Source organism: Hansschlegelia beijingensis, from assembly GCF_045505405.1.
Lineage (GTDB): Bacteria > Pseudomonadota > Alphaproteobacteria > Rhizobiales > Methylopilaceae > Methylopila > Methylopila beijingensis_A.
In genome coordinates this window covers 1-4,132 of sequence record NZ_JBJKEX010000277.1, presented here as the reverse complement: position 1 = coordinate 4,132, position 4,132 = coordinate 1, and the positions used below count along the sequence as shown (strand labels likewise).

4 protein-coding genes are annotated in these 4,132 nt (G+C 69.7%); all 4 read left to right on the top strand.

Features of this window, described 5'->3' with window-relative positions:
- Nucleotides 1-16 precede the first annotated feature (16 nt).
- On the top strand, nucleotides 17-931 hold the full coding sequence (murB, locus tag ACIKT0_RS14205) for a UDP-N-acetylmuramate dehydrogenase (protein ID WP_407105971.1): 915 nt from the start codon (nucleotides 17-19) through the stop codon (nucleotides 929-931).
- A gap of 186 nt (nucleotides 932-1,117) precedes the next feature.
- Nucleotides 1,118-2,038 (top strand): D-alanine--D-alanine ligase, encoded by a 921-nt coding sequence (locus tag ACIKT0_RS14200; protein WP_407105969.1) that lies wholly within the window; start codon nucleotides 1,118-1,120, stop codon nucleotides 2,036-2,038.
- A gap of 77 nt (nucleotides 2,039-2,115) precedes the next feature.
- On the top strand, nucleotides 2,116-3,033 hold the full coding sequence (locus tag ACIKT0_RS14195; RefSeq protein WP_407105968.1) for a cell division protein FtsQ/DivIB: 918 nt from the start codon (nucleotides 2,116-2,118) through the stop codon (nucleotides 3,031-3,033).
- On the top strand, nucleotides 3,030-4,132 hold a 1,103-nt coding region (ftsA, locus tag ACIKT0_RS14190; protein WP_407105967.1), incomplete at its 3' end, for a cell division protein FtsA. The genes ACIKT0_RS14195 and ftsA, both read left to right, overlap by 4 nt.

Here is a 4,132-nt window from a genome sequence, read left to right as displayed (position 1 = left end):
GGCCTCAGGTCGCCGCGTGAGCGCGCTCGCCGACAGACTGGCCTCCCTTACGCCCGAGCTGCGCGGCAGGCTGGTCGCCGGCCAGCGACTGGCGGACATCGCCTGGTTCCGCGTGGGCGGGCCGGCGGAGGTGCTGTTCTCGCCGAGCGACGAGGACGACCTGAGCTACTTCCTCGAGCGCGCGCCGCAGGACGTCCCGATCTATCCGATTGGGCTCGGCTCGAATCTGCTGGTGCGCGACGGCGGCATGCCCGGCGTGGTGATCCGTCTCGGCAAGACCTTCGCGGGGATCGCGTCGGACGGCCACGCAAGGCTCAGGGTGGGGGCGGCTGCAGCCGACAAGCGGGTCGCGATCGCGGCGCTCGAGGCCGGCATCGGCGGCTTCGCGTTCTATCACGGCATACCGGGCTCGATCGGCGGCGCGCTGAGGATGAACGCCGGCGCGCACGGCACCGAGACCAGCGATCGCGTGGTCGAGGTCTACGGCGTCGACCGTTCGGGCGCACGCCGCACGTTCTCCAACGAGGACATGGGCTACGCCTACCGAAGCTCGGAGGCGCCGCAGGACGTGATCTTCACCGGGGCGCTCCTGCAGGGCTATCCGGAGACGGAGGAAGCGATCCGGGCCGAGATGGACGCGGTCGCCGAGCACCGCGAGACCAAGCAGCCGATCAAGAGCCGCACCGGCGGCTCGACCTTCAAGAATCCCCCGGGGCATTCCGCCTGGAAGCTGATCGACGCCGCCGGCTGCCGCGGCTTTCGAGTCGGCGGGGCGCAGGTCTCCGAGATGCACTGCAACTTCCTCATCAATGTCGGCGGCGCGACGGGGGCCGACATCGAGACGCTCGGCGAGGAGGTGCGGCGGCGGGTGAAGGAACACTCCGGCGTCGAACTTGAATGGGAAATCAAGCGGATAGGGGTGGCGGCCTGACCTGGGCCGTGAGGCGCAGGCACAGCGGGCATTCGGGCTCGTCACCCGGTTCGCGCGCCTGAACCTCTCCGTGTCGTCGGGCCAGCCGGACCACGACGCGCCTTGATCTGAAAGCGATCCCGGCTCTGCGCGGCTGTCGCCGCCTCGGCCGGGATGACGACGCGAACATCCGGGGAATCGCCGATCATGTCCAAGCACGTCGCCGTCCTGATGGGCGGCCTCTCCTCGGAGCGCCAGGTCTCGCTCTGGTCCGGAGCCGCCTGCGCCAACGCGCTGGAGGCGGAGGGCTTTCGGGTGACGCGGATCGACGTCGGCCGCGATCTCCCGGAGGCGCTGCTGCGCGTGAAGCCGGATGTCTGCTTCAACGCGCTGCACGGCCGGTTCGGCGAGGACGGCACCGTGCAGGGGCTGCTGGAGGTGATGGGCATCCCTTACACCCACTCGGGCGTGCTCGCCTCGTCGCTCGCGATGCACAAGGAACGCGCCAAGATCGTGATGGCGGCGGCGGGCGTTCCGGTGCCTCAGGGGCGGGTTGTCACGCGAACAGAAGCGGCCGCTGCGCATGTGCTCGAACCGCCTTACGTGCTGAAGCCGGTCGATGGCGGGTCGTCGGTCGGGGTGCTGATCGTTAACGAGGATCAGGAACACCCGCCGCAGGAGCTGACGCGCGACGACTGGAGCCACGGCGAAGCGCTGCTGGCGGAAAAATTCATTGCAGGCAAAGAGCTTACCTGCGCCGTGCTAAACGGTGAGCCGCTCGACGTGATCGAGATTCTGCCGTCGGTCGGGTTCTACGATTTCGAGGCGAAGTACGCGAAGGGCGGCTCAAGACACGTCCTTCCGGCCCAAATTTCACCCTTTGTTTACCAAGAGGCCCGAAGACTGGCGGTCGCGGCGCACCACGCCCTCGGGTGCCGCGGGGTCAGCAGGGCCGATTTCCGTTTCGACGACCGCGATGGCGGAAGCGGGGAACTTGTCTGTCTCGAAGTGAACACGCAGCCCGGCATGACGGAGACGTCGCTCGTGCCGGAACTCGCCGCTTATGTCGGCATGGGGTTTGGTGAGCTCGTTCGATGGCTAGTGGAGGACGCCTCCTTAGATCGCTAGACGAACCTCTCGCCCCGCACGGCTACGGCCGTCCGGCGCAGAGCCGCCCCCGGCTGGTCTACAAGACCGATCCGAACATGCGCGCGGCCCACGAGCCCGGCCGCCGCTCCAGGCCGGACCTCGACGACGTCGACGAGGTGATCGGCGCGAGCCGCTGGTCCAACATCCGCTTCAAGTTCGAGCGGCTCGTCCGCAAGCGCCGGCTCGGCGTCGCCCTGACGCTCGCCTTCTACGCCGGCACCGGCCTGCTCGGGATGGTCGAAGGCGGGCACTGGCCGGCCGTCCGCTACGAGATCGCCAATCTCCACATCACCACCGCGAACGCGCTCGGCTTCCGGGTCGTCGCGGTCCAGACCGAAGGCCAGCTCGCGCTGACCGACGACGAGGTGCTGCTCGCGCTCGGCGTCAAGGACGACACGGCGCTGCCGTTCATGGACGTCAAGGCGGCGCGCGAGCGGCTGATGGCCAATCCGCTGGTCGCCGACGCCACCGTCCGCAAGCTCTATCCGGACCGCGTCACGGTTCATCTCGTCGAGCGCAAGCCCTTCGCGCTCTGGCAGCACGACGGCAAGGTCCAGATCCTGGCCGCTGACGGCACGGCGATCGACGAGTTCCGCGACAGCCGCTTCGCTCACCTTCCGCTGGTCGTCGGGCCGGGCGCGAACGACAGGGCGCAGGCGCTGCTCGCGGCGCTGGACCTCGCCCCGAAGGTCAAGGAGCAGACCTACGCCGCGGTCCTGGTGGCCGAGCGGCGCTGGAATCTCCGGCTGCGCTCCGGCGTCGAGGTGAAGCTGCCCGAAACCGATTTCTCCGCCGCGCTGGCGCGTCTCGAGACCATGCAGGAGCGTCAGAACCTGTTCGGCAAGTGGATCACCGTGGTCGACCTCCGGTCGCCGGCGCGCACGGTCGTGCAGCTCGCGCCGGAAGCGGCCGAGATCATGGCCGAGGCCGACAAGGCGGCCGCCAAGGCGCGGAAGAAGGCAGGCCAGACATGAGCGGCGGCGCGTTCCCCTACGGCGTAGTGCCGAAGATGCGTCCGCTGCCGGCCCGCCGCGCGGTGGTGGTCTCGGTGCTCGACGTCGGCACCTCCAAAATCGCCTGCCTGGTGGCCCGGCTGCGCCCGGTCGAGCCCGGCGACGCGCTCCCCGACCGCACCCACACGGTGGAGCTGATCGGCGTCGGTCACCAGCGTTCCCGTGGCGTCAAGGGCGGCCAGGTGGTCGACATGGACGCCGCCGAGCAGGCGATCCGGCTGGCGGTCGACGCCGCCGAGCGGATGGCCGGCGTGCAGATCGAGAGCGTGATCGTTTCGGTCTCGGCCGGACGGCTCGCCTCGGAGACCTTTCACGCCGAGGTTCCGGCCTCCGGGCGCCCGATCGAGGATCGCGACATCCGGCGCGTCCTGCAGGCGGGCTGCGTGCACACCGTGCGGCCGAACCGCGCCGTCGTGCACTCGATCCCGACGGGCTTCGCTCTCGACGCGACGCGCGGCGTCCGGGATCCGCGCGGCATGGTCGGGCACAGCCTCGGCGTCGACATGCACATCGTCACCGCGGAGGCCGCGCCGCTCCGGAACCTGATGCTCTGCGTCGAGCGCTCGCACCTCAACGTCGAGACGATGGTCGCCGCGCCTTACGCGTCCGGCCTCGCCTCGCTCGTGGACGACGAGAGCGAGATGGGCGTGACGCTCGTCGACATGGGCGGCGGCACGACTTCGGTCGCCGTCTTCAAGGGCGGCAACTTCATTCACTCCGACGCGGTCGCGCTCGGCGGGCACCACGTCACGCTCGACCTCGCGCGCGGTCTCTCCACCTCGATCGACGAGGCGGAGCGGCTGAAGACGCTGCACGCCAGCGTGTTCCCCGCGCTCACCGATGAGCGCGAGCAGATCGCCGTCACCCCGGTCGGCGAGAACGAGCTCGACGCCACGACCTACCTGCCGAAGTCGATGATCGTGAAGATCGTCAAGCCGCGCGTCGAGGAGATCCTGGAGCTCGTCCGGGACCGGCTGAAGGCGTCCGGCTACGCGGCCGAGGCGCGTCGCGTGGTGCTGACCGGCGGCGCCTGCCAGCTCACCGGCCTGCCGGAGCTCGC